Raw genomic sequence first — 25,052 nt, 5'->3', positions numbered from 1 at the left:
TCCGGTGTCGCCGCGTCCGGGCAACCGGCTGCTGGTGTCAATACCCCCGGAACACCGTCGCGCTGTGGGATCAGCGTTCGATGCGGCCCGAATCGCGTTCCCGGTAACGCACATTCGGACGGGGATGCGGGGGCACCTCAGCGGGCTGCGCCCGGCGGCGGCGACCACCCTCGGCCGGAGCCCCGGTGCGGTCGGGGGCCGCGTGGCGTTCGGTGCCCCGCGCGGCGGCCTGTTCGGGACTCTGCGCGCGGCGGCGACGACCCTCGGCCGGGGCGGCCTCGGGCGCGGGCGGAGCGGCGCGGCGGCCCTCGGCCGGGACGGCCCGGCGCTCCCCGGTGCGCGGGCGGTCGGCCGGGACGGCGCGACGCTCGCCGGTGCGCGGCGGGGTGTCGACGGGAGCGGCCCGGCGTTCCCCGGCGCGGGGCGTCTCGCCGTACTGCGCGCGGCGGCGGCCCTCGGTGGCGGCGGGGGCGGCCGGCTCGGTGCGCGCGCCCCGGCGTCGGCCTTCGCTGTTCTGGCGGCCCTTGCCGTTCTGGCGGTTCGCGCCTACCCGCGGTCCCGCGGCGACCCGGCCGCCGGCGGCGCGGCGCGCGGTACGGGTGGCATCGGCCTCGGTGGGCTCGGCTTCGGCGACGGTGTCCGCGCCGGGACGGAAGCGGCGTCTGGCCGGGTCCTTGGAATCGGCGGAACGGGTGCGCTGGGCGCGTCCGGTGCCGGCGCGGCTCGCGCGAGCGCGCGCCTTACGCGGCTCGGCGCCCGCCTCGGACTTGGTCTCGCGGCGGTGCAGGGCGATCCGGAGCGCGCCGATGGCCAACACCAGCACGGTGGCCAGGGCCATGGTGGGGAAGCGGTTCACCAGGGGGATGGCCAGATTGAACAGAATGTCCTTCAGCTTGAGGCTGCTGGACGACCCGGCCAGGAGCTGGGAGGACAGCGGCACCGCCACGAACAACAGCAGCGGCGGCAGCACGAGCGTGGTGAACAGGCCCCGATAGCGGACCGCCAGCACGGCCAGCACGCAGCCCACGACATAGAACGTGGCGAAGGTGCCGGTGAGTTCGTTGCCCTGCGGGCGGGTGCCCGTGGTGCGCGCGTCGAGCAGGAAACCGACGAAGGCGCACGTTATGGCGATCAGTACGGCGGCTCCTGCCGGGACGCCGGGAACCGACGGCAGGATCGAACGGTGCGACAGCGGCACCTCGGTTCGCTCGCGTTGGATAGAAGCCACGTCAAGCACACTAAGGCATATCCGTGTTTCGCGAGGCAGGCGACATCGCGCGGGTATGCGGAATCGCATGAACCCGGCGATAGCTATGGCGTCACGACGCAGATACCAAGCGGTTGCTCAGGCATCACTCCCTTCCATTCCGATCCGATGATCGCCCGTGCGGTACCCGGGTTCGTCGCCGGCGAATCCGACCGCCCGCGGCCACGATTCGACCGGGCGGATATCGGGCACCGGAGCATCGGCGACCTCCAGCTCGTGCAGTTTGCGCGCGGTCACCATGACCCGCGATTCCACCGAGGACACGGTGTGGTTGAAGGCGTCGACCGCCTTGCCGAGTTGTGCGCCGAGCCGATCCAGGTGGCGGCCGGTGGTGCTGAGCCGGGTGTAGAGCTCACGGCCCAGCTGCTGGATCAGCGCGACATCCTCCGAGAGCGCCTCCTGCCGCCAGCCCAGCGCGACCGTGCGCAGCAGGGCCATGAGGGTGGTGGGCGTCGCCAGGACCACATTGCGACCGAAGGCGTATTCGAGCAGTCCGGAATCGGAGGTGAGCGCGGCGTCCAGGAACGGATCGCCGGGCACGAACAACACCACGAATTCCGGCGACGGATCGAAGGCGGCCCAGTACTCCTTGGCCGCCAGCTGATCCACGTGATTGCGCAGATGCCGGGCGTGGCGGGTCAGATGGCCCTCGCGCTCGCGCGGTTCCTCGGTGGCGGCGGCGTCCAGATAGGCGGTGCAGGGCACCTTGGCGTCGACCACGATCTGCCGTCCGCCCGAGAGGCGGACCACCATGTCGGGGCGCACGACGGTATCGCCGCGGCGGGTCACCTGGGTATCGAAATCGCAGTGCCGGGCCATGCCGGCGAGCTCCACCACCCGCTCCAACTGAATCTCGCCCCAGCGCCCGCGCACCTGGGGCGCGCGCAGGGCGGCCACCAATTGGCCGGTCTGCGTGGACAATTGATGCGAGGTGCGCTGCATACCCGCGACCTGTTCGCGCAGGCCGGAATACGCGTTGATGCGGTTGTGCTCGACCTCCTGGATGTGGCGATTCAGATTGCCCACCGCCTCCCGCAGCGGCTCGACCAGCGACCCGATCGCATGCGACTGCCGCCGCGCCGCGTCCTCGCTGGCCGCGCCGAGTGACTGCCGCAACAATCGCTCGTTGTCGCGCATGGCCGCCAACCGCGCCTCCGCCACCGCCGCCCGCTGTCCCGCGCGCGCGGCATGCCCGAGCCAGCCCAGGGCCAGCCCCGAAACGAACACCAAAAGCAGCGCGAACAGCATCGGTGCGGTCATGGCCGAGATAGTGCCTCACACCACCGACAAAGTCGCGAATCCGGCACCGGTGCGCCGTCTTTCGAGCGGAGATTGTGCGCAAGGGGTGCGAAGTTGTGCCAGTTCCACCGAGGGCATGTGAAATTGTCGGGCGGATCGCCTAGCGTTCTTCGGCATGCGGATCCTGCACACCTCCGACTGGCATATCGGGCGCACCTTTCATGGCGTCGATCTGCTGCGCGATCAGGAGTGCTCGCTGCTGGCCATTGCGGAATTGGTGGCGGCTGAGGGGGTGGACGTGGTCGTATTGCCGGGGGACGTGTACGACCGTTCCATTCCCAGTGCGGACGCGATTGCGGTGTGCAATCGGGGATTCGAGGCAATTCGGGCATCGGGGGCGGTCATTGTCGCCACGTCCGGCAATCACGACTCGCCGACGCGTTTGGGTGCGCTCGGGAGTTTCGCGGCGGCGGGCGGATTGCATTTGCGCTGCCGGATCGCGGACGTGGCGCGACCGGTGCTGCTGCCGGACGAGTTCGGCGACATCGCCTTCTACGGCATTCCCTATCTGGAACCCGAGATCACCCGGGTGGAATTGGGCGTGCCGCAAGCCCGTTCGCACGCCGAGATTCTGGACGCGGCGATGACGCGGGTGCGCGCCGATCTGGCGGCGCGGGCGGGGACGCGTTCGGTGGTGCTCGCGCACGCCTTCGTGGTCGGCGGCGAGGCGACCGGTTCGGAACGGTCCATTTCGGTCGGCGGGGTGGAGACCGTGCCGCAGTCGGCCTTCGACGGCATCGACTACGTGGCGCTCGGGCATCTGCATTCGCCGCAGACGCTGTCGGAGTCGGTGCGCTATTCGGGGTCGCCGCTGCCATATTCGTTCGGTGAGCGCTCGCACCGCAAGGCGGTGTGGATCGTGGACCTGGATGCCGACGGTCTGGCAGCGGTCACGCGCCGCGAGCTGCCCGTCGTGCGCGGCCTGTCGCAGTTGACCGGGCCGCTGGAGGCGCTGCTGGAGTCCCCGGAGCATGCCGCGGCCGAATCCCATTACGTCTCGGCCACCCTCACCGACGAAGCCCGCCCGGTGGACGCGCTGCGCCGCCTGCGCGAACGCTTCCCGCACGCCGTCCACGTGGAATGGCAACGCCCCGAGGGCAATCCGGAACTGCGCTATCGCGAACGCGTGCACGGCCGCCGCGACACCGAGATCGCCCAGAGCTTCCTCACCGATGTCCGCGGCACCCCGACCCCGGGCGAACTGACCTGGCTCGAGCGAGCCCTCTCCGCCGCCACCCACGAATCCGACGGCCCCCTACGCACCCCCGTGGCCGGCGCGGCGGACGGCGTCGTGCCGGGCGCGGTCGCGGCGGCGCGGGTGGTGAGCGCGGCCGGGTTCGACGGGTCGGTGCGCGGGGTGGACGCGGAGGCGGCCGATGCGGCGCTCGGGTTGTTCGATACAAGCGAATTCGGGTTGGAGCCGGGCGAATCCGACGACGCCGTGGGCGGGATGACCGCGTGAGGCTGCATCGGTTGGAGCTGACGGCGTTCGGGCCGTTCGCGGAGACGGCCGTGGTGGACTTCGACGAGCTCGGGGCGGACGGGCTGTTCCTGCTGCACGGGCAGACCGGCGCGGGGAAGACGACGGTGCTCGACGCCATCGCGTTCGCGCTCTACGGCCGGGTGCCGGGGGCGCGGGCGGAGAGCAAGCGGCTGCATTCCGATCACGCGGATCAGCAGACGCCGCCGCGGGTGCTGCTGGAGGCCACCCTGGGCGGGCGGCGGCTGCGCCTGATCCGTTCGCCCGAATTCCAGCGGCCCAGCAAGCGGGCCAAATCCGGCTTCGTGACCGAGAACGCGGCCGCCACCCTGGAATGGCTCGACGGGCGCGGGCAGCATCTGTCGCGCATTCCGGACATCGGTGAGGAGGTGCTGCGGCTGCTCGGCATGAGCGCCGATCAGTTCTTCCAGGTCGTGCTGCTGCCGCAGGGTGATTTCGCGCGGTTTCTGCGGGCCGACAACGAGGATCGCGAGAAGCTGCTCGAAAAGCTCTTCGACACCGAGCGTTTCGGCACCGCCGAGCAGTGGCTCACCGACAAGCGCAAGGCGAGCACCGCCGAACTGGAGACCCGCAAGCACGGCATCGACCGCCTCATCGCCCAGGTCGGCGTCGCCGCCGGACTGCCCGCCACCGAGACCGCCGCTCCCGCCGAATCCGTCGGCTGGTCGCAGTCCCTGCTGACCGCCGCCCGCACCCACCGCACCGATACCGCCGTCGAACTCGCCCGGCGCCAACAGGATTCGGCCCGCGTCCGTGCCACCGCGGAGGCCGAGCGCCGCCGCCACGAACTGCACCGCCGCCGCGCCGCGGCCCAGGCCCAGCTCGCCGACTTCGCCGCCACCGCCGAGCTCCGCGCCGCCCGCCACACCGAACTCGACCGCGCCCGCCGCGCCGAACCCGTCGCGGCGGCCCTCACCGAGGCGCGCACCGCAGCCGTCACCCTGCGCCACCGCACCGACGACGCCACCCGCGCCGCCGAACAACTCGCCGACCGCCTCCTCGACCCCGCCGCCGCCGAGCTCCCCGGAACAGTATGGGCCGCAGCCGATCTCGCCGCCGCCGAACTCGCGGGCACACCCCTCGCCGCCGATCTCGCCGACATCGAGGAGGGGCAAGCCCAGGATGTGCCCCGCACGCCGAGCGCCGCCGCCGACCTCGATGCGAATCCCCTTCGTCATCCCGGCGCGCCGAGCTCCGCCGCCGACCTCGACGCGAATCCCCCTCGTCATCCCGGCGCGCCGAGCTCCGCCGCCGACCTCGACGCGAATCCCCCTCGTCATCCCGGCGCGCTTTTGGCCGGGATCCACACTGCCGCAGGGGATTCCGGCCAAGAACACGCCGGAATGACGGGCGGTGCATCGCCGGGCGCGGGGCACGCGGCGCGCGCGGGGCACGTGGGGCACGCGGCGCGCGCGGGGCACGTGGGGCACGCGGCGCGCGCGGGGCACGTGGCGCGCGCGGGGCACGCGGCGCGCGCGGGGCACGTGGCGCGCGAGCTTGGGCTCGAGGCCGCGGTGCAGCGGTGGACTGCGCATATCGGCGCGCTCGACGAAGTACGGGGCGATGCGGACTCGGCCGCTCGATTGGGCCGGGAGCTGATCGGGCTGCGTAAAGAGCAGGCGGAGTTGGACGGGCGCGCGGCGAAGCTGGCCGCGCGGCTGGCGGAGCTGCCGGAAGCCATTGCGGCGGTGGAGGTTCGGTTGCGGGGCGCGAGCGACGCGGCCGCCGCGCTGCCCGGGTTGGAGGCGGAGTGTCAGCGCTTGCGGACATCCGCCACCGCGGCCGTCGAGCTGGAGCGCCGGCGCGGTGAGCTGGCCAAGGCCAGCGCGGCGTTCGAGCGGGCGCGGGTCGCGCATCAGGAGGCGTGGCGGCGGACGCAGTCGTTGCGGGAGCAGCGCATGGCGGGGATGGCGGCCGAGCTGGCCGAAGGGCTGGCCGAGGGGGAGCCGTGCGCGGTGTGCGGGTCGGTCGCGCACCCGAATCCGGCGCAGCCCGCCGAGCACGCCGTATCGAAGACGGACGAGGACGCGGCGCTGGCGGCGGAGCGGAAGGCGGAGGGCGATCGCGAGCGCGCCGGGCAGCGGGTGGCCGAGCTGGAGCGGGCCGTCGAGGTGCTGGTGGAGCGCGGCGGCGATGTGGACAAGGCGGAATTGGCTGCCGCGCTGAACGATTCGACGCGGCGGTACACCGAGGCCGAGCGGATCGCGGGGCTGGTCGACGGGCTGACCGCCGAGCTGAACGCGCTGCGCACCGATCACACGAAGGTGCAGGACGAGGTGCGCGAGTGCGAAAGCCGCGCCAGCGCCACGCTGGAGCGCATTGTCGCCACCGATCGCCGGCTGGCCGAACTCAGCGAGCGGCTGCTGGCCGCGGCGGGTGCGGACGGAACCGTGGAGCGGCGGCGAGCGCGACTGGCCGCGTTGGTCGAGGACGCCACCGCGGTGCGCGCCGCCCGCGTCGCGGCCGCCACCGCGCGTGAGCAGGTGGCCGCGGCCGCGGTCCGCGTCGAAAGACTGTCCTACGAGGCGGGTTTGGTGGCCACCGCGCCGCCGGTGATGGGGGAGTCCGGACCGGATTACGCCGTGCTCGGCGAATACGCCCGCGCCGTCGACGCCGCCACCCGCACCGCCGCGCAACAGTCGGCGCTCGAGGACGAACTGGTGGCCGCCGACCGGGCGCGGGCGCACGCCGCGGCGGTGCTGGCCGAGCCGGAGATCCAGGCCGCCGGCGACAGCGCTCCCGCCGATCTCGGCGAACTGGAAAACGCGGTGGCACAGGCGGAGTCGGCGCTCAACCAGGCGGTCGCCGCCCACGCCGAGGCCACGCGCCGGGTGGAGGATCTCGAGGGCCTGTGCTCCCAGCTGTGGGCGGCCGTCGACCGGGTGGCGCCCCTGCAACGCGCGCACGAGGAGCTCGCCCGGCTGGCGGAAGTGGTGGCCGGTCGCGGCGAGAACAACCGCCGCATGTCCCTGCGCTCCTACGTGCTGGCCGCCCGGCTGGAAGAGGTGGCGGTGGCCGGTTCGGTGCGCCTGCGCCGAATGTCCGGCGGCCGTTACGAATTCGTCCACACCGATGCCGCGGGCCCCCGCGGCCGCCGCGGCGGCCTGGGCCTGGACATCCGCGACGACTACACCGGCGCGGTCCGCCCCGCCAAGACGCTCTCCGGCGGCGAAACTTTCATGGCCTCACTGGCTTTGGCGCTGGGCCTGGCCGACGTGGTCTCCGCCGAATCCGGCGGCCTGGTCATGGACACCCTGTTCATCGACGAGGGCTTCGGCAGTCTCGACGCCGACACCCTCGACGCCGTCATGGGCGTCCTCGACGAACTCCGCTCCGGTGGCCGCGTCGTCGGCGTGGTCAGCCACGTGGACGAGATGCGGCAGCGCATCCCCAGCCGCCTGCACGTCATCCGCGGCCGCACCGGCTCCCGGCTCGAATCCTCCGTCGGCGTCTAGGGTTCACCCGGCCGCTCGGCGGCGGCCTCCATGCTCGCCGCCTGCGCCTCGATCCAGTGAACGGCACAGCTCTCGAGCAGGCGCTCGGGGGCGGCGTGGTACAGCTCGCCGAGGCTTTCGAGCAGCGCGGCGTGCTCACGCGAAAGCTGGACCGTGTAGGCCCCGGTCTCGCGTCGGGCCGGAGGCACGCCGGCCGCGCTAGCTGATGCGGGTGTAGCGGACCTGGGCGCGGGCTCGGGCCTTGGCGGCCTCGGCCTCGCGGTCCTTCGGCGGGGCGTTGGTGGTGAGCCCGGCCAGCAGCCGGGCGGTGGCGGCGGTGATCTCTTCCACGGCGCGGTCGAAGGCCGGCTGGTTGGCCTGCGAGGGTTTGGTGGTTCCGCTGATCTTGCGGACGTATTGCAGGGCGGCCGCGTGCACCTCGTCCGGGGTGGCCGGCGGCTCGAAATTGTGCAGGGTGTGGATGTTGCGGCACATGTTTGCGAGCGTACGCCGGGGGACCGACGGGGCGAGTGACGAGCGGCGCGGTCAGGCGGCCTCGTGGTCGAGGAGCCAGCGTTTGATGGGCAGGCCGTAGCGGAAGCCGCCGAGGGTGCCGTCCGTGCGCAGGACGCGGTGACACGGGACGAACAGGGCCGCGGCATTGCGGGCACAGGCATTGGCGGCGGCGCGGGTGGCGGCCGGGCGGCCGGAGACGACGGCGAACTCGGTGTAGGTGATCGGGTCGCCGGCCGGCACCTTGCGCAGGATCTCCCAGGCCTGGGTGAGGAACGGGCCGGAGACCTGGCGGACCGTGACGGCGTCGATGACGGTCAGATCGCCCTCGTGATACGCGGTGACGGCCCGGGTCACCGGCCCCAGCTCGTCGCGGGCGCGCAGCACGGCGGGCCGGATGCTCGGGTGCACGAGCGCCCGCAGGGCTTCGGGATCGGCGATCCAGCCCGACGCCAGCACCGCGCCGTCGCCGTCCACCAGTGCGGTGAACGGTCCGGCGGGTGTCGGGACGGTCGCGAAATCGGCTGTGATACTGGTCTTTCCGGCAATCACCGCGGTGTCCTCCGGGTCGGGATGGATGTCGTGACGGCGCCCTCGGCCGGATGGGTGAGGGCGTGTTTCCACAGGTGCATGGTGAGATACGACCGCCACGGCGCGAACCGGGCGGTGTCGGTGAGGTCGATACCCAGCAGGCTCGCTCCGCGCCGCACCACCAGGTCCGACGGCAGCAGTACGTCCGGGTCGGCGAGCAGGCGCATGGTGACGTAGTCGGCGGTCCACGGCCCCACCCCGTCCAGCGTCAGCAGGTCCCGGCGCAGGTCGGCGGCGGTGCGGCCGGAGTGCAGCACCAGATCGCCGGCGGCGAGGGCCTTGGCCGCCCCGACGATGGCGTCGATGCGCCGTCCCGGCCCGGTCAGCACCTCGGAGCCGTGCTCGGCGATGGTCTCGGCGGTGGGGAACAGGTGCGGGATCGGCCCGTCGATGGCCTCGCCCAACCCTTGCACCAGGCGCGCGGTATGGGTGTTGGCGGCCGCCACCGAGATCTGCTGCCCGATCATGGTGCGTAACAACAACTCCGGGCCGTCCAGGCAGCCCGGCACCCGAATGCCCCCGGGGAGCGCCGGGCGCGAGGTCCCCGGGCTTCCCGCCATCCCCGCGGCCAGCGCCTCGTCGATGCCGACCGGGTCGGCGTCCAGATCCAGGAAGTGCCGGATGCGCGCCACCGTGGGCGCGAGATCGCGCATGTCCTGGAGCGCCAGCGTGGCCCGCACATGACCGGGCTGGATCGACAATCGAATGGTGGTGTGGCCGTGCGGAGTTCGCAGACTCCGGCTGTAGACGCCGTTCTCCCACAGTTCCAGCCCCGGTACGGCGTGCGCGGACAGAAACCATTCCAGCCAGCTCTGATCCAGCGGCTCCCGATAGGGCAGGCGCAGCGTGAGCAGTCCGTTGGTGGCGGGCACGGTGTCGCCGTTGCGGCGGCGGGATTCCTCGCGCAGGGTGGTCGGGCTGACCGCGAACACCTCGCGCACGGTGTCGTTGAACTGCCGGATGCTGGCGAAGCCGGCCGCGAAGGCGATATCCGACATGGGTAATCGGGTGGTCTGGATGAGCAGCCGGGCGGTGTGCGCGCGATGCGCCCGCGCCAAAGCCAGTGGGCCCGCGCCGAGTTCGCTGGTGAGCACCCGGGTCAGCTGCCGCTGCGAGTAGCCGAGCGCGCCGGCCAGCGCGGGCACCCCGCCGCGTTCGATGACGCCGTCGCCGATCAGCCGCATGGCCCGCGAGGCCAGGTCGGCGCGGGTGTTCCACAGGGGCGAGCCGGGCGCGGCGTCGGGCAGGCAGCGGCGGCAGGCCCGGAATCCGTGCTGCTGGGCGGCCGCCGCCGTGGGCAGGAAGGTGACGTTGGTCCGTTTGGGGGTGATGGCCGGACAGGAAGGGCGGCAATAAATTCCGGTGGTGCGCACCGCGGTCACGAAATGCCCGTCGAACCTGGCATCCCGCGTTGCCACGGCGCGGTAGCAACGTTCGAAATCCAATTCGTTCGCACTCACGCATCCACCATGTCAGCCTCGGCGGCCCGGTGCTAGCGGGATTCGGCCATGAACGTGGGCGGAAAACCGCCAGCGGGATCTAGCAGCAGCGATTGCCCGGATTCTTGGTCGCGGCGTCGTGGCGGTCGCGCCAGTAGTCGCGTTCGGAGGGGATCTCGCACCCCGGGTGGTGCAGCCGCCGATGCTGGACGTAGCGCTGGTAGTCGTTGCCGCCGAGGATCGAGTTGAACCACCAGACAACGGCTTTCAGCGCCCGGACGAGGGCAAGCCCCGCCGCCCGCAGGGGGCCTGCGGTCGGCGGGGCGGCGGGGGAGTTCATCGCGTCGGTGACTCGGCCTGTCAGTGACTCAGCACCGAGGCCGCGCCGGGCGCTCGGATCTTGCCGTCGGCGATCAGGCTGTCCCATTCCTGCTGGACCTCCTTCTCCGGCTTGGTGGCGAGGAAGCCGCTGGGCCCGAAGATCTTCGACGGCTCCTCCGGCGATTCGGTCGTCTCGCCGCCGCCGCCGCGGATCGCCTTCAGGCATACCCACACGCCGACCAGGGCCACGATCAACACCATCACCGCGAACACGATCGAGAGCGTGCCCTGGACGAAGGTGTTTCGAATGATCTTGTCCATGTCGTGGATCTGCTGATTCAGCGCCGCCGCGTCCTTGACGCCCTTGGGCAGCTGACCGGAGTCACGCGCCGCCGCGTAGGCGTGCTGCTTGTCGATGGTGTTGTGGTGCAGCGTCCAGTAGCCGATCTTCGGGTCGCCGGAGAAGATCTTCTGGAACGAGGCCGTCATGGTGACGATCAGGTCCCAGACCAGCGGAATCGCCGGAATCCAGGCCCATTTCGCCAGGCCCTTCTTCACCACGATGGCCAGCACCACGGTCAGCGCGATGGCGGCCAGCAGCTGGTTGGAGATGCCGAACAGCGGGTAGAGGGTGTTGATGCCGCCCAGCGGATCGGTGACGCCCATGAGCAGCACCGAACCCCAGGCCGCGACCACGACGCCCGAGCAGATGAACACGCCCGGCCACCACGACGGGTCGCGGAACTTCTTGGCGAAGCCGCCCAGGTTGCCCAGCGAATCCGAGAGCATGAACCGCGCCACGCGGGTGCCCGCGTCGATGGTGGTGAGGATGAACAGCGCCTCGAACATGATCGCGAAGTGGTACCAGAACGCCTTGAGGGCGGTGCCGCCGATGAACTTGTGCATCACCTCGGTCATGCCGATGGCCAGCGTGGGGGCGCCGCCGGTGCGCGAGTGCACCTTCGGCTCGCCGACGTCGTGCGCGACCTGGTTGAAGTAGTCGGCCGTCGCCGGGTTGCCGTGCAGGCCCAGCTTGTTGACGCTGTCGGCCGCCGCCTGCGCGGAGGTCAGGTTGGGCGAGTTGATGGCGAAGTACAGGTGCTGATCGAGGATCGAGGCCGCGATGATCGCCATGACCGCCACGAACGACTCCATCAGCATCCCGCCGTAGCCGATCATCCGCGCCTGCGACTGCTTCTCCAGCAGCTTGGGCGTGGTGCCCGAGGACACCAGCGCGTGGAAGCCCGACAGCGCGCCACAGGCGATGGTGATGAACAGGAACGGGAACAGGCTGCCCGCGAAGGACGGACCGTTGGAGTTGCTCGCGAACTGCGAGACCGCGGGGGCCTTCAGCACCGGCATGGTGACGACCACGCCCAGCGCCAGCAGCGTGATGGTGCCGATCTTCATGAAGGTCGACAGGTAGTCGCGCGGGGCGAGCAGCAGCCACACCGGCAGCACCGAGGCGATGAAGCCGTAGACGATCAGCAGCCACGAGATGGTGGTGCCCGACAGCGTGAACGCGTCACGGCCCCAACCGGATCCGGCCACCCAGTTGCCGGAGATGATGGCGAGCAGCAGCAGTGCGAAGCCGATGATCGACACCTCGCCGACCTTGCCCGGCCGGAAGAAGCGCAGGTACAAGCCCATGAACAGGGCGATCGGGATGGTCATCGAGATCGAGAACACGCCCCACGGGCTGCCGCCCTCGAGCACGCCCGTGGTCGGGTTCTTGGTCGCCGCAAGGGCATTCACCACGACGATGCCCAGCACCGCGAGCAGGATCATCATGATCACCAGCACCGCGACGATGGCCGCGATGCCGCCGACCACGCCGAGTTCGTCGCGCGCCATCTGACCCAGCGAGCGGCCGCGCCGCTTCACCGACGCCCATAGCACCAGGTAGTCCTGGACCGCGCCCGCCAGCACCACGCCGACGATGATCCAGATGGTGCCGGGCAGGTAGCCCATCTGCGCGGCCAGCACCGGGCCGACCAGCGGGCCGGCGCCCGCGATGGCGGCGAAGTGGTGGCCGAACAGGACCCGGCGGTCCATCGGCATGTAGTCCTTGCCGTTCTCCATGGCCTCGGCCGGAGTGGCGACGTCGTCGCGCGGCTTGGTGATCTTGAATTCGATGAGCCGGGCGTAGAACTGGTACGCGAGCACATAGGTGCAGAGGGCGGCCACCACGATCCACACCGCGTTGACGTTCTCCCCGCGCGCGAAGGCGAGGATGGCCCAGGCGATCGCGCCGATCACGGCGATGGCGAGGAAGATGCCCTTCTTCCTCGGGGACATGGGCGTCCGGTCCACGACACCCACCGGAGGCAGGTCGGGATCCGTCCGGAGATATTCGATGGTCGCCATGCGACAACTCTCCCGTGCGGTACTGCGGTCTCTGACAGAAATGGTCTCAACGTAGCCCAACCGGAACTCCGGTGAACGGGCTTCGACCAGCCGTTCACCAGATATCCGACTGCCGGGTACGGGTCGCCCGGGGGACGCTGTGCCGGGCGCGGCGGGGATGGTGCGGGTCCGGCTGGGTTCCCGCGAGTGCGCGTGTTTTCCGTGCCTCGCAGGTTGCTCCCCGTATGCTGCCATGCTGATTCGAGATCTAGGTCACTGCGGTCCTTTAGTTCGTTTAGTTCACGGAGATATATCTTTGGCGAGCGATACGGCGGCCCGGCCCGGCGTCATGGACAGGCGAACCCTGCTGCGCACCACGGCACTGGCCGGCCTCATGGCCGCCGGGGGCTGCGCGAGCGGGGACGACGACGCGGTCACCTTCTTCTTCCAGGCCCGGCCCGAGGAGGCGCGGGCGCGGCAGCGGATCATCGACGAATTCCAGCGGCGGCGACCGGATATCCGCATCCGCACCCTCATGTCCGGGCCGGATCCGTTGCAGCAGATGCTGACCTATTGCGCGGGCGGCAAATGCCCGGACGTGCTGATGGCGTGGGAACTGCTGTACGCCGGGCTCGCCGATCGGGGTGTGCTGGTGGATCTGCGCGAATTCCTGGACCGGGAACCGGATTACGCGGCGCGGCTGCGGGCGGACGGGTACGCGAGCTTGCGCGACACCTTCGGGTGGGACGGCGGGCAGTACGCGCTGCCGGAGCAGTGGTCGGGGGTGTTCGTCTACTACAACCGGAAGCTGTTCGAGCAGGCCGGGATTCGGCCGCCCACGCGCTGGTCGGAGGCTTGGAGTTTCGAGGAATTCCTGGCGGCCGCACAGGCGTTGACGCACGCCGACGGCGACGGCCACGCCCGCCAATGGGGATTCGTGGACGCCTGGGTGCCGTACTTCTCCGCCGCCCTGTTCGGCATGAACAACGGCACGGAGTGGTTCAGCCCGCCGGTGCGTCCGACCCGCGCCAATCTGGGGGATGCGCGGTTCGCGGCGGGGTTCCAGTTCTACGCCGATCTCGCGGTGCGGCATCGGGTCGCGCCCAGTGTCGGTGACCGGCAATCGGTTTCGGCGCAGGACCTGTTCCGCAGCGGGCGGGCCGCCATGCTGGTGGGCGGGCACTGGCTGTATTCCGAGTTCGCCGGGCACGACGGCCTCGACTTCGATGTGACGGTGCTGCCGGTCGGGCCGTCCGGCGGGCCCGGGGCGGTCACCGATATCGGCAGCACCGGACTGGCCATCGCCGCCGCCAGTCCGCGGCGCGAACAAGCTTGGGAATTCGTGAAATTCGCGACCGGACCGGAGGGGCAGGCCATCATCGCCGAATCCGGACTCTTCGTGCCGGTGCTGCGCTCGGCCATGGAGTCGCCCGGGTTCGCGGCGGCGCATCCGACGCTGCGCGATCTCGCGGTCTTCACCGAGGGGCCCGAGCATTCCCGGCCGCTGGCGGTGACGCCGCGGTGGGGCAAGGTCGAGGCGCTGCTCGAACGCGGCTGCAATCGGGTGCTGCGGGGTGCGGCCACCGCGGCCTCGCTGGGCGGGCAGACCAGCGCGGACATCGATCGGGTGCTGCGGGCGGCGGTGTGAGGGGGTCGGCGCTGGGGCGGCGGCAGGCCCGGGCCGGGCGGTTGTTCGTGGCGCCGAATCTCGCGGCCGTACTCGTGTTTCTGCTGTTCCCGCTGGGGTTTTCGCTGTATCTGAGTTTCCATTCGTGGGATCTGTTCAGCCCGCCGCGTTTCGTGGGGGTGGCGAACTATCGGCGGTTGTTCGCCGACGACCCGCTGTTCTATATCGCGCTGCGGAATACCGCGGTGTTCACCGTGTTCACGCTGGTGCCGACGGTGGCGGTCAGTCTGGGGGTGGCGGGGCTGCTGAACCGGAAAATGCGGGGCGTCGGGGTGTTTCGCACGCTGGCGTTCCTGCCGCTGGTGGCGTCGACGGTGGCGATGGCGGTGGTGTTCCGGTTCATCCTCGCCAGTGACGACGGGCCGGCCAACATTCTGCTGGGCCGGCTCGGGCTCGGGCCGGTGCCGTGGCTGACCGATCCCGGCTGGGCGATGGTGTCGCTGAGCCTGGTGACGGTGTGGAAGTCGGTGCCGTTCGCCACCGTGATTCTGCTGGCCGCCATGCAGGGCGTGCCCGAAAACCTCCACGAGGCCGCGCGAATCGATGGGGCGGGCGGCGTACGGCGGTTCCTGTCGATCACCGTGCCGCTGATTCGCGGTGCGCTGTCGTTCGTGTTCGTCATCACCGTCATCAACTCGGTGCAGGCGTTCGACCAGGCGTTCGCGCTGACCGGCAGCAACGGCGGACCCGAGACCGGCACCTACGTGCTGGGAATCATGTTGTTCCAGAACGCCTTCCGCTTCTACGAAGTCGGTTACGCGTCCGCGCTGGCCTGGGTGATCTTCGCGATCCTGCTGGGTTTCACCCTGATCCAGCAGTGGCTGGCGCGGCGCGCGGAGTCCGAACTGTGAAGCGGCGATTGACCGCTGGGCTGTTCACCTACCTGGCGTTGATCGTGGTGGCGTGGTGTGCGCTGACTCCGATCCTGTGGTCGGTGTCGGCCTCGCTGAAGTCCGACGGCGAGCTTCTCGACACGGCGCCATTGCCCGCCCACCCCCAATGGTCCAATTACCGTGCGGCTTTCGACGCCATCCCCCTGGCCCGCATGCTGCTCAACACCGTTCTCTACGCGGCCTGCGTCACCGCCGGGCAGGTCTTGTTCTGCTCGCTCGCCGGTTACGCCTTCGCACGCCTGCGCTTCCCAGGCCGCGAGGTCCTGTTCGTCGGCTACCTGGCCACCCTCATGGTCCCGCTGACCGTCACCGTCATCCCGCAATTCCTGCTCATGCGAGCCTTCGGCTGGATGGACACCCCCTGGTCCATGATCGTGCCCGGCCTGTTCGGCAGCGCCTTCGGCACCTACCTCATGCGCCAGTTCTTCCGCACCCTCCCCATGGAACTGGAGGAAGCGGCCATCCTCGACGGCTGCACCCCCTGGCAGATCTTCTGGCGAATCCTCCTCCCGCACACCCGCCCCGCCGTCATGGTGCTGGCCATCCTCACCTGGATCACAGTGTGGAACGACTTCCTCTGGCCCCTGATCATGATCCAGCGCAACGAATACGCCACCGCCACCCTGGGTCTGGTCCGCCTCCAAGGCCAATACACCACCAACTGGCCCCTGCTGATGGCCGCCGCCACCATCCTGCTCCTACCCCTGCTGCTCCTCTACGCCCTTGCCCAACGCGCCTTCGTCCGCGGCATAGCCCTCTCCGGCCTCGGCGGCCGCTGAATCGGCAGGGCCGGCTGGGCGATTCAGTGCGAGGCGGGTGGGGTGGATTCGGTGTAGCGGCGGGCGAGGGTGCGGAGGTGGGTGACCAGGGCGGGTGGGGAGTCGACTCGGAAGTCGAGCATGAGCATGCTGAGGTAGATGGCGATGGTTTCCAGGCGGTCGGCTCCGGTGAGGAGGAGGCAGGAGGTGTCGTCCAGGGGTTCTACGACGCCTACGGTGGGGTTGATTCGGGCTATGACGGTTTCGGCGGGGGCCAGGATTGTTACTCGGGCGTGGACTTGCCAACCGGTGGAGGCGATTTCGCGCAGGACGAAGGCGACGAGGTCGGAGTCGGGGAGGGCGCGGGGAGCGAAAACGCGGGTGCCGGGGGAGATTTCGGTCAGGGATGCCACGGGCAGGGCGCGCCAGGCGTGGGTGTCCAGGTCGTAGGCGACCAGGTACCAGCGGCGTTGCCAGCTGATCAGGCGGTAGGGCTCCAGGTCGCGGTCGGCGGCGTCGTTGCGGGCGCGGACGGTGGTGTGGGCGCGGATGGCGGTGGCGAGGGTGGCAAGGATTTCGGCGGGGACGGGGGCGTCGGGTTCGCGGGAGCCGGTGACGGCGGGGCCGACATCGGTGACGGAGCGTAGCGCGGTCACCTTGCGTTGCAAGCGTTTCGGGAGGATGCGATCCAGTTTCGCTTGGGCGCGTTCGAGATTGGCGTGGATGTCGGCGATGCCGGTGCTGCCGTCGGCGGCGATGTTCATGGCGACGGCCACGGCCACCGCTTCGTCGTCGTCGAGCAGCAGCGGGGGCATGGTCGCGCCCTGGCCGAGGCGGTAGCCGCCGACGGGACCGCGGGCGGCGTGCACGGGATAGCCGAGATCGCGCAGGCGGGCGATGTCCTGGCGCAGGGTGCGGTCGGTGACGGAGAGGCGTTCGGCCAGGTCACGGCCGGTGCGGGTGCCGTCCTGGAGTAGCGACAGCAGGCGCAGCAGACGCGTTGTGGTGGAGGTCACACTGTCGCCCCTCGGTCGGCCGGATTATTAGGAAGAAAACCAGCCTAATCGGGTCATACCTTTATCTCAACGGATCGAAACGACCTGAGAGGCAAGAACAATGAGCACCGAAACCACCGCCACCACTCCCGCCGCCGCCCTCGCTCCGGTCTGGCGCGATGTGCTCGCCGCCGCTCACCGCGCCCTCACCGACGTTGTCGCCGGCGTCGGCGACGAGCAGTGGGACAACCCCACCGCCTGCTCGGAATGGACTGTGACGCAGGTGATCCAGCACGCCGCCGGCGATCAGCTGGCCTTCGCCAAATTCCTCGGCATCGGTGACGGCCCGGCCTACAACCCGTTCGAGCCGTCCGGCAGCCTCGACGGCAAGCCGGCCGAATTGGTCGCCGCCGCAATCGAACCCACCGCCGTCGCCTGGGCCACCGTCACCGACGACACCGAGACGGTCCCCACCCCGCTGCCGCACGGCGAGCTCCCCACCCCGGTCGCCGCCGTCATGTGCGCCCTCGACGCCGCGGTGCACGCCTGGGACATCGCCGTCGGCACCGGCCAGCCCTCCCCGCTCACCGACGAACTGGCCGGGCACCTGCTCACCGCCGCCCGCGGCCTGATCGAACCGCTGCGCGACTACGGCGTCTTCGCGCCGATCGTCACCGACGCCCCCGAAACCGACACCCCGGTCGTCGCCGAGCTGCTCACCTACCTCGGCCGGACCCCGCGGGCCTGACCGCCCCGGACCTGCGGTGACGGCGCGGGCCGGCGGTCCGGGTAGACTCCACTCCTCGTGAGTCTCACCCTCGGAATCGTCGGCCTGCCCAACGTCGGAAAGTCGACGCTGTTCAACGCTCTGACCCGCAACGACGTGCTGGCCGCGAACTATCCGTTCGCCACCATCGAGCCGAACACGGGCGTCGTGCCGCTGCCCGACCCGAGGCTGGCCGTGCTCGCCGAGATCTTCGGTTCCGAGCGGCAGCTGCCCGCCACCGTGTCGTTCGTCGACATCGCCGGCATCGTGAAGGGCGCCTCCGAGGGCGCCGGCCTGGGCAACAAGTTCCTCGCCAATATCCGTGAGGCCGATGCCATCTGCCAGGTGGTGCGCGTCTTCGCCGACGACGACGTCATCCACGTCGACGGCAAGGTGGACCCGCTGGCCGATATCGAGGTCATCGAGACCGAGCTCATCCTCGCCGACATGCAGACCTTGGAGAAGGCGATCGTGCGCCTCGACAAGGAAGCTCGCATGAAGAAGGACCGCAAGCCGGTCGCCGACGCCGCCAAGCAGGCGCAGGAGATCCTCGACAGCGGCCGTACGCTTTTCGCCGCCCGCAAGGAACTCGATGTCGATCTGCTCAAGGAGCTGTCGCTCCTGACGATCAAGCCGTTCCTCTATGTCTTCAACGCCGACGAGTCGGTGCTCACCGACGAGGCTCGCAAGGCGGAGCTCAAGGCCGCCGTCGCCCCCGCCGACGCGGTCTTCCTCGACGCCAAGGTGGAATCCGAGCTCATCGAACTCGACGACGAATCCGCCGCCGAACTCCTGGAATCCATCGGCCAGACCGAACCCGGCCTGCACGCCCTGGCCCGCGCCGGCTTCCACACCCTCGGCCTGCAGACCTACCTCACCGCCGGCCCCAAGGAATCCCGCGCCTGGACCATCCACCAGGGCGACACCGCCCCCAAGGCTGCCGGCGTCATCCACACCGACTTCGAACGCGGCTTCATCAAGGCCGAAATCGTCGCCTACACCGACCTCGTCGAAGCCGGCTCCATGGCCGCCGCCAAAGCCGCCGGCAAGGTCCGCATGGAAGGCAAGGACTACGTGATGGCCGACGGCGACGTTGTGGAGTTCCGCTTCAACGTCTGAGTCGGTGCGGGATCGGGCTCGAACCGGACGTGGTTCGGTGGGGTGCCGGGATGCGATTGGGCGTGAACATCGGGCCGATCGGATGGGTATTCGATCGGCCCGGCGACGGGGGTTGCTGGTGGCCGTTGGCGGGGTGGTCGCCATGCAGGAGATTTCCGGTTGTTCGGACCGGGCGGGGGAGTATCGGGTGAGCGTAGTAATACCTTCCAGCGCATAGGTATTCGGGGGTTTGGGGGGCGGGCGGGATAGTCGCCGGGGGGTTGCGGGGTGGGGTGGCGGGGGTGGCTGAATGACACCTGTGAGTCGGGGTGCGCGACGCGCGGTGGAGCGCGGGAAATTTACATGCCGCCTGCGGCGCGGTGCGCTGGTGTTCCGCTATCGTTCATCCCACTATCCGATGCTGCTACTGGCGCGCCAGGGCTGGTTCGTCGATTCCGGAGTGGGTGGCCGGGGCGGCCATTGCCTGACGCGAGCCCCTCACCGACTCTGAAAGATCGAGGGAACGTGCCCGTACCCGTAACTCTGACTGGCCGTCTGGTACGGCTGGAACCCCTTGCGCCGCAGCATGCCTCGGGTATAGCGGAGGCCGCGTCGGGGAATCGTGACGATTACGCGTTCACGCCCGTCCCACACGGTGTGGACGAGGCGCTGGAATATGTGGGCCAGGCCCTGTCGGGGCATGCGTCCGGTACGTCGCTGGCGTTCGCGATCATCGCCGTCGCCAGCGGCCGGGTGCTGGGCTCGACCCGTTTCACCCGGTTCGACTACTGGCACGGTCCGGTGGTGTGGCCGCTGGTGCACGGGACGCCGACGGGAGATCCCCTGCTCGCGGTGCCCGACGCCGCCGAGATCGGCAATACCTGGCTGTCGCTGGAGGCGCGGGGTTCGGGCGTCAATCTGGAGTCCAAGCTGCTGTTGTTGCAGCACGCCTTCGAGGTGTGGCGGGTGCGGCGTATCGCCATGCGGGCGGATGTGCGAAACCTGCGCTCCCGCATGGCCATCGAGCGGCTCGGCGCCACCAGCGACGGCGTGCGCCGGGCGCATTCGCGCGGACTGGACGGCGAGGTGCGCAGCACCGCCTTCTACTCGATCCTGGATGAGGAGTGGCCGACTGTCCGGGCCACCATCGAGGGCCAGCTGGCGACACGGCCGGCCCGGCGGCGCACCCGCAGCCGGCTGGTGGGTGCGTAATAGGAGTTGTACCAATCGGATCGACCGAAAAGACCGGTCGGTCCGATTGGTGTTCGGCGACTATAATTCCGGGTGACGAAACCCAGTTACCCTCCTCGCGTTAGGAGATGCGCATGCCCGACCCCATGCGCACCAAGGTCTGCCTCTGCGACAGCATGTCCGGATCTCCGGTGCTCAGCCTGTTCCTCGTCCCCGAACCCCGCGTCCCCGGCGCGAGCGTGCTGCACGTGCTCGAACAAGCGCCCCTCGCCGCCGGGCCCGCCGGGTCCACCGGCCCGATTCCGCGCCCCAACCCGCACCTGATCGACTGGCTGCAAGCGCAGGCCCCGCCCGCCCTCCGCACGCGATTCCTCGCCTTCCGCAGCGACACCCACGATCCGCGCGGCGTGCACGCCGTCCTGCACGATCACTTCATCGCCGATCCCGGACCGATCGGCCTCGACGCCGACGATCCGGACGAGCTGACCCGCCTGGCCCTGCTGCCCGAACACTGGCTCGGCGCCCGGCGCATCGACGACTTCCACGATCACGCCGTGCGCACCGCCATGCTCGCCGTCTACCGGCATTTCGGCGTGGACCGGCGCATCCCGCTCATGTACCACGGCTACGCCGAGCCGGAGGACGGCTGGTTCGAAGTGCCTGCCGCGCAAGCCTGATCAGTCGAACGGCACCACCGTCAGCAGCCACCACGGCCGCCGCGGCGACTGGAACTCGAAGGTCTGCACGTACATCCGGCGTTCCTTGCGGGTGAACGGATCGTTCATCAGCACCGTGCGTTCCCGGGTGTCGAGTTGCGGCATCTCGGCGGTCCAGAGCCGATCCCAGTCGGGGGAGCGGCGGGCCAGGTTGACGATCTCCTCCATCCGCTCCGGATTCAGCGTCGGCGCCGCCGCCCGGAAGGTCGAGACCATCACCTGCGCTTCGGCTTCCCAATCCCCGAGCCGGTAGCGGGCCATGGGTTCCAGCAGGATGGCGGTCATCAGATTCGCGCCGGGACCGGACCCGGGGAACAGCTTGCGGAAGGCGTCGTTCGCGGCGACCACGTCGTAGCCGCCGTCGTGCAGGCAGGCCGGATGCGGAAGGCTGTGCAGCACCGTGAGATCGGCGTCGAGCGGCGCCATGGAGTCGGACACCCTGGGCAGTGTGCGGGACAACTCTTCGGAGCGTCTTCGTATCGAGTTAAGCCAAATCACAAGACAGGGCACTCTCGCAGAATTTCTGCCATATTGAGAGGATCCTGTTTGGTTTATTCGAAGTGGGCACGGGGGTCGCACGGCGGCATGGCACTCATACGGATCGGGGTGCTGGGCCCACTGCACATCAGCATCGATGGACAGCGGGTGCCGCCGGGCGCGCCCATGCAGTGCGCGGTCCTGGGACGGCTGGTCACGGCCGGTGGCCGGGTGGTGCCCACCGAGCGGCTCATCGACGACCTCTGGCACGGCGACCCGCCCGCCAAAGCCGTTGCCGCGCTGCAGGTGTACATCCACAATCTGCGCCGGGTGTTCGAACCGGACCGGCCGCGGCGGGCGCATTCGCGGGTCATCGTCTCCGAATCGCATGGCTACGCGCTCAATCTCGAGCCGTCCCAAGTCGATTCCTGGCACTTCGAACAGCTGTTGCACGGCCACGAGGCCGCCATGCGCGATCCGGCCGGACGGCCCGACCCGCTCGAACAGGTCCGGGTGCTGGACGCCGCCCTGGCCTGCTGGCACGGCGCGGCGTTCGAATCGTTTCCCGGGATGCCGTGGGCGGCACAGGAAAACGCGCGCCTACAGGCCCTGCGCCTGACCGCCGCCGAACTGCGGGCCCAGGCCGCGCTGGAGCTGAACCGGCCCGCCGAGGTGGTGCTGGCGCTGCGGCCCATTCTCGAGGAGCATCCGGGACGCGAGGAGTGCGCGCGGCTGCTGGCCGTCGCCCAGTACCGACTGGGACAGTCGCTGGACGCGCTGGCCACGGTGCGCCGCAGCCGCGAATTCCTCACCCTGGAATTCGGCGTGGATCCCGGCCCGGGACTGCGGGAGCTGGAGACCGCCATCCTCACCCACTCGGTGGATGCCGAGACCGCGCCTCCGCCCGCCCCCGTCCGGCCCCCCGAACCCGCGCCCAGCCCCGATCCGGAAATCCTGCCCGACAACGGGTATGCCGCCCAGCGCGCCGCCGCGCTCGCTGCCGCCGAGACCGCCGCCACCGGACAGGTGCGCCTGGTCTGGTTGTCCGGGGAGGCCGGGGCCGGAAAGACCACCCTCGCCACCGCCGTCACGCGGCAGCTGGGTGAACGCGGCTGGGCCACCGTCTTCGGCCGCTGCCCGGAGGTGGAGTCCGCGCCGCCCGCCTGGGCCTGGGCCGAGGTGCTCACCGGCCTGGACGCCGCCGACCCCGAAACCTTCACCGCCGCCGACGCTTTCACCCTGGCCCGCCGCGTGGTCCGGTCCTGCCGGGAGCGTTCGGCCGGCACGCCCATCGTCATCGTGCTCGAGGACGTGCACGGCGCGGACACCGCCACCCTGCAGGTACTGCGGCAGGTGGTGAACTGGCTGCGCGATCGGCCCATCCTCATCGTCGCCACCCTGCGCGGCACCGAGGCCGGTCCCGGCGTCCGCGATACCGCCGCCGCCCTGGCGCTGTTCACCGCCGACCGCATCGAACTGGACGGACTCGACCTGGCCGGCACCCGCCGCGCCGCCGCCGCGGCCGGCCTCACCGCCCTCGACGACCGCACCGTGGAACTGCTGCGCCACCGCACCGGCGGCAACCCGCTGTTCGTCCGCGAACTCGCCAAACTCGTTGCCGCGCAGGGCACCACCGACGGCCTGCCCGACAGCGTCCGCGACCTGCTGGGCCGCCGCATCGCCCAGCTGCCGCCCGAGGTCGTCGACGTCCTGCGCCACCTGTCGGTCTGGGGCGAGGACAGCGACGTCACCACGCTCGCCGCGACCACCGGCCTGCCCGCCGACACCGTCATCGACCTGATCGCCGTCGCCGAATCCGCACGCCTGCTGCGCGCCGACCGCGCCGGCCGGGTCACCTTCGACCACGCCCTGGTCCGGGAAACCGTCTACCTCGACCTGCCCACCCTGCGCCGGACTCGAATGCATTGGGACGCTTTCGAATACCTGCGCCGCGACACGGAGGCGGCCGGGCCGGACGGTGGCCGGGCCGCCAGCGCGAGCGACGACGAGCCGGATTCCTTGGGAGGCGTGAGCAATCGAGTGCTCAACGCTTTGTGGGGAGCCGATTACCTGGTAACCGCGATGCTCGAACAGAGCAACCCGGCGCGTGCCGATCGGAGTGCCACCGAGGTTGCCGATCAGAGCGCTGCCGTGGCTCCTGAGCAGAGCGGCAGCGAGCCGGTGCCCGATGAGATACAGGTGCCGCGCGGGCGTGACATCGACGCCCTCGCGCATCACGCGGCACTGGGGGCTGATGCCGAAACCGCCACGGTCGCACTGCCTTACGTGCGGGCCGCGGCGCGTCGCTGTGTGGAGCGGCGGATGCGGGCGGATGCGGTGCGACGGTGGCGATCGGTGCTGACGCTGCACGATCTCGCCGGGCACACGGGCGCGGGCGCGGCGCGGGCCGATCAGCTGGCCGTGCTGGACGCGCGGTGCGAACTGGTGGTGGCGCTGGCCTACGACGGGCAGCACGTGGCTGCCCGCGCCGCCCGCGAGCAGGCCCTCGCGTTGGCCGAATCGCTCGGCGGGACAGCGCTGTTGGCGCGGGCCGCGACCTGCTGGCCGACCCCGCTGATCTGGTCGGTGCACGACTGGCACACCCCCGACCCCCGGCTGCGCGAGCCGGTCCGGATCGCCTCGGCCGATCGCGGGCTGCCGGTGCGGACGCGAATCCACCTGCGGGTCACCGCCGTTTTCGACCGTGCCATCGAGGACCCGTCGGCGGCCCGCATCCTCGCCGCCGGCGCCATGGCCCTGGCCCAGCCGCTGGGCGATCCGGATCTGCTGTGCACGGTGGTCAACGCGCAGGCGTTCGCGGCCTTCGCGGCGACCGGCTTCCTGCGCGCCCACGACGTGAAAAGGCATGCGGCGCAACTGCTCGAGATAGCGACCGCCGCCGAACTCACCGAATTCCGGGCATTGGCCCACTATCTGCTGTTTCGCGCCACGCTCGCCGACGCCGATCTGGTGGCCGCGGCCGGGCACGCACGCGCCGCGAGCGCCTACGCCACCGACGGCCAACTGCGGCATCTGCTCGACGCCATCGCCCCGTTCGGGACGGTGCTGGAGTTGTTGCGCGGCAATGTCGACGAGGTGCTGCGCGGTTTCACCGACACGACGGCCGAGCTCGCCGAGCCCGGGGCGGGCGCGGCCGAACTCCTCCGCGACCGCAACGCGCTGCACGTCGGCATCGCCGTGTCCATCGGCTGGTTGCGCGACGACATGTCGCCCTACCTGGCCGAGCTCCGCGAACGCGCCGCCGTCAAACCCGAACTGTACGTGCACGGTTACGCACTGGCCCTGGTGCACGCGGGTCGCGCGGACGAGGCCCGGCGGGTGCTGGCCACGACTCCCGCGCTGGCCCCGCAGTTCTGGTCCACCTTCACCGCCGTCAAGGGCCGCCTCGCCATCGCGCTCGACGATCGAGACGGCGCGCTCGCGGTGTACCGGCAGCTGCTGCCCTACGCGGGCACCGTCTGCGGGCTCGAGTCCGGGGCGGCGGTGCTCGGCCCGATGGACTCCATCCTGGCCGAGCTGGCAACCAATCTGGGTGAGCCCGAGCAAGCGGCCCGCCACCGCTCGGCGGCCGAAGCGCTGCGGGCCCGCTTGCTCGCCGACCTCGCCGATCTCGCACCGCCGGGCGTGGACTCGATGCGGGCCAGCCGGCTCGGGCCGATCGGCCGCGGCCGCCTGGTGCGCGGCCTCGGCGGGAACTCCACGGCCGAGTGAGACGTCCTATTCCATGAGGCCGATCGTC

General features: G+C 70.5%; 20 protein-coding genes. 10 read left to right on the top strand and 10 right to left on the bottom strand.

The annotated features are described in order from the left end of the window. Positions 1-70: 70 nt before the first annotated feature. Positions 71-1,228 (bottom strand): DUF6542 domain-containing protein, encoded by a 1,158-nt coding sequence (locus tag D7D52_RS38485; protein ID WP_187703095.1) that lies wholly within the window; start codon positions 1,226-1,228, stop codon positions 71-73. A gap of 117 nt (positions 1,229-1,345) precedes the next feature. Further along, entirely contained in the window at positions 1,346-2,527 is a 1,182-nt protein-coding gene (locus tag D7D52_RS01575; RefSeq protein WP_120734720.1) for a DNA recombination protein RmuC, read from the bottom strand. A gap of 154 nt (positions 2,528-2,681) precedes the next feature. Here D7D52_RS01575 and D7D52_RS01570 point away from each other — a divergent pair, with 154 nt between their 5' ends. Together D7D52_RS01570 and D7D52_RS01565 are read left to right on the top strand one after the other, a co-directional pair. Beyond that, a complete protein-coding gene (locus D7D52_RS01570; protein WP_246023586.1) occupies positions 2,682-4,028 on the top strand; it encodes an exonuclease SbcCD subunit D in 1,347 nt (448 codons plus the stop codon). Then, positions 4,025-7,522 carry an AAA family ATPase gene (locus D7D52_RS01565; RefSeq protein WP_120734719.1) on the top strand — a complete coding sequence of 1,166 codons (3,498 nt, stop codon included), beginning with the start codon at positions 4,025-4,027 and terminating at the stop codon, positions 7,520-7,522. The genes D7D52_RS01570 and D7D52_RS01565 overlap by 4 nt, the downstream gene beginning before the upstream one ends. Here the strand turns inward: D7D52_RS01565 and D7D52_RS38940 are convergent. The 6 genes from D7D52_RS38940 to D7D52_RS01535 all read right to left on the bottom strand — a co-directional run bounded on the left by D7D52_RS38940 (position 7,519) and on the right by D7D52_RS01535 (position 12,732). Next, positions 7,519-7,710, bottom strand: a complete 192-nt coding sequence (locus D7D52_RS38940; protein WP_120734718.1) for a hypothetical protein — start codon at positions 7,708-7,710, stop codon at positions 7,519-7,521. The two genes, D7D52_RS01565 and D7D52_RS38940, sit on opposite strands and share 4 nt — an antisense overlap. A gap of 10 nt (positions 7,711-7,720) precedes the next feature. Further along, positions 7,721-7,996, bottom strand: coding sequence for a DUF2277 domain-containing protein (locus D7D52_RS38935; RefSeq protein ID WP_120734717.1), 276 nt, complete (start codon positions 7,994-7,996; stop codon positions 7,721-7,723). A 51-nt stretch (positions 7,997-8,047) separates the two neighbouring features. Continuing rightward, positions 8,048-8,563: a methylated-DNA--[protein]-cysteine S-methyltransferase gene (locus D7D52_RS01550; RefSeq protein WP_246023940.1), complete on the bottom strand. Its 516-nt coding sequence runs from the start codon at positions 8,561-8,563 to the stop codon at positions 8,048-8,050. Further along, positions 8,563-10,065, bottom strand: coding sequence for an AlkA N-terminal domain-containing protein (locus D7D52_RS01545; RefSeq protein WP_120734716.1), 1,503 nt, complete (start codon positions 10,063-10,065; stop codon positions 8,563-8,565). Before D7D52_RS01545 ends, D7D52_RS01550 begins: the two co-directional genes overlap by 1 nt. Before the next feature lie 79 nt (positions 10,066-10,144). Further along, positions 10,145-10,384: a YbdD/YjiX family protein gene (locus D7D52_RS01540; protein ID WP_120734715.1), complete on the bottom strand. Its 240-nt coding sequence runs from the start codon at positions 10,382-10,384 to the stop codon at positions 10,145-10,147. Between the two features lie 20 nt (positions 10,385-10,404). Next, positions 10,405-12,732 carry a carbon starvation CstA family protein gene (locus D7D52_RS01535; RefSeq protein WP_120734714.1) on the bottom strand — a complete coding sequence of 776 codons (2,328 nt, stop codon included), beginning with the start codon at positions 12,730-12,732 and terminating at the stop codon, positions 10,405-10,407. 328 nt (positions 12,733-13,060) lie between these two features. Between D7D52_RS01535 and D7D52_RS01530 the strand changes: the two genes are divergently transcribed. Genes D7D52_RS01530 through D7D52_RS01520 form a run of 3 tightly spaced genes read left to right on the top strand, consistent with a single transcriptional unit; the run spans position 13,061 to position 16,070 of the window. Further along, a complete protein-coding gene (locus tag D7D52_RS01530; protein WP_120734713.1) occupies positions 13,061-14,359 on the top strand; it encodes an ABC transporter substrate-binding protein in 1,299 nt (432 codons plus the stop codon). Next, complete coding sequence (locus tag D7D52_RS01525; protein WP_187703094.1) at positions 14,356-15,249, top strand: carbohydrate ABC transporter permease; 894 nt, start codon at positions 14,356-14,358, stop codon at positions 15,247-15,249. Before D7D52_RS01530 ends, D7D52_RS01525 begins: the two co-directional genes overlap by 4 nt. Then, positions 15,246-16,070, top strand: a complete 825-nt coding sequence (locus tag D7D52_RS01520) for a carbohydrate ABC transporter permease (protein ID WP_246023585.1) — start codon at positions 15,246-15,248, stop codon at positions 16,068-16,070. The genes D7D52_RS01525 and D7D52_RS01520 overlap by 4 nt, the downstream gene beginning before the upstream one ends. A gap of 23 nt (positions 16,071-16,093) precedes the next feature. On the opposite strand, the gene D7D52_RS01515 is transcribed toward D7D52_RS01520, so the two are convergent. Further along, on the bottom strand, positions 16,094-17,065 hold the full coding sequence (locus D7D52_RS01515; protein WP_120734711.1) for a helix-turn-helix transcriptional regulator: 972 nt from the start codon (positions 17,063-17,065) through the stop codon (positions 16,094-16,096). Positions 17,066-17,165: 100 nt separating this feature from the next. On the opposite strand from D7D52_RS01515, the gene D7D52_RS01510 reads away from it, so the two are divergent. The 4 genes from D7D52_RS01510 (at position 17,166) to D7D52_RS01495 (ending at position 20,776) form a co-directional block, all read left to right on the top strand. Then, positions 17,166-17,792, top strand: a complete 627-nt coding sequence (locus D7D52_RS01510) for a TIGR03086 family metal-binding protein (RefSeq protein WP_120734710.1) — start codon at positions 17,166-17,168, stop codon at positions 17,790-17,792. Between the two features lie 57 nt (positions 17,793-17,849). Next, positions 17,850-18,929, top strand: a complete 1,080-nt coding sequence (ychF, locus tag D7D52_RS01505) for a redox-regulated ATPase YchF (RefSeq protein WP_120734709.1) — start codon at positions 17,850-17,852, stop codon at positions 18,927-18,929. A gap of 504 nt (positions 18,930-19,433) precedes the next feature. Then, entirely contained in the window at positions 19,434-20,120 is a 687-nt protein-coding gene (locus tag D7D52_RS01500; RefSeq protein WP_120734708.1) for a GNAT family N-acetyltransferase, read from the top strand. A 113-nt stretch (positions 20,121-20,233) separates the two neighbouring features. Continuing rightward, complete coding sequence (locus D7D52_RS01495; protein WP_120743702.1) at positions 20,234-20,776, top strand: hypothetical protein; 543 nt, start codon at positions 20,234-20,236, stop codon at positions 20,774-20,776. Here the strand turns inward: D7D52_RS01495 and D7D52_RS01490 are convergent, their stop codons facing one another. After that, positions 20,777-21,253 carry an MmyB family transcriptional regulator gene (locus D7D52_RS01490; RefSeq protein ID WP_162958120.1) on the bottom strand — a complete coding sequence of 159 codons (477 nt, stop codon included), beginning with the start codon at positions 21,251-21,253 and terminating at the stop codon, positions 20,777-20,779. Between the two features lie 147 nt (positions 21,254-21,400). On the opposite strand from D7D52_RS01490, the gene D7D52_RS39785 reads away from it, so the two are divergent. Beyond that, complete coding sequence (locus tag D7D52_RS39785) at positions 21,401-25,024, top strand: ATP-binding protein (RefSeq protein WP_162958119.1); 3,624 nt, start codon at positions 21,401-21,403, stop codon at positions 25,022-25,024. Positions 25,025-25,052 lie beyond the last annotated feature (28 nt).

It is taken from the genome of Nocardia yunnanensis, from assembly GCF_003626895.1.
GTDB lineage: Bacteria > Actinomycetota > Actinomycetes > Mycobacteriales > Mycobacteriaceae > Nocardia > Nocardia yunnanensis.
This window is presented reverse-complemented; position numbering and strand designations above follow the sequence as displayed.

Excerpts from the sequence above, each read along its gene's own strand:
- D7D52_RS38935 (WP_120734717.1), bottom strand. The coding sequence starts at position 7,996 with ATGTGCCGCAACATCCACACCCTGCACAATTTCGAGCCGCCGGCCACC.
- D7D52_RS01510 (WP_120734710.1), top strand. The coding sequence starts at position 17,166 with ATGAGCACCGAAACCACCGCCACCACTCCCGCCGCCGCCCTCGCTCCG.
- D7D52_RS01530 (WP_120734713.1), top strand. The coding sequence starts at position 13,061 with ATGGACAGGCGAACCCTGCTGCGCACCACGGCACTGGCCGGCCTCATG.
- D7D52_RS01495 (WP_120743702.1), top strand. The coding sequence starts at position 20,234 with ATGCCCGACCCCATGCGCACCAAGGTCTGCCTCTGCGACAGCATGTCC.
- D7D52_RS01570 (WP_246023586.1), top strand. The coding sequence starts at position 2,682 with ATGCGGATCCTGCACACCTCCGACTGGCATATCGGGCGCACCTTTCAT.
- D7D52_RS01540 (WP_120734715.1), bottom strand. The coding sequence starts at position 10,384 with ATGAACTCCCCCGCCGCCCCGCCGACCGCAGGCCCCCTGCGGGCGGCG.
- D7D52_RS01535 (WP_120734714.1), bottom strand. The coding sequence starts at position 12,732 with ATGGCGACCATCGAATATCTCCGGACGGATCCCGACCTGCCTCCGGTG.
- D7D52_RS39785 (WP_162958119.1), top strand. The coding sequence starts at position 21,401 with ATGGCACTCATACGGATCGGGGTGCTGGGCCCACTGCACATCAGCATC.
- D7D52_RS01575 (WP_120734720.1), bottom strand. The coding sequence starts at position 2,527 with ATGACCGCACCGATGCTGTTCGCGCTGCTTTTGGTGTTCGTTTCGGGG.